Here is a 234-nt window from a genome sequence, read left to right on the forward strand (position 1 = left end):
CCGTGAAGAAGGTAGTGCACGACTTTATTCCCGAAGAACTGCCCGAACCACCCAAAGAGAAGCGCCGGGTGAAAGTTCTTTACGTGGAAGCGGACGAAGACCACGTAGCCGGTCAGGACGGGAAGAAGTACTTACCCCGTCTGGTTTACATACACGAGGGGAAAGAAGAGGTGGGGAAAGGACGGTTCAAGCTCAAGTGTCCCTATTATCTAGGGGGGCTTTATCCGGATACGG

Annotated in this window: 1 protein-coding gene; it reads left to right on the forward strand. The window is 53.4% G+C overall.

The window, feature by feature from the left end:
• On the forward strand, nucleotides 1–234 hold a 234-nt coding region (locus DXX99_RS11280), incomplete at both ends, for a UPF0236 family transposase-like protein (protein ID WP_205664727.1).

Source organism: Ammonifex thiophilus (genome assembly GCF_003368535.1).
Taxonomy (GTDB): Bacteria; Bacillota; Desulfotomaculia; order Desulfotomaculales; family Ammonificaceae; genus Ammonifex; species Ammonifex thiophilus.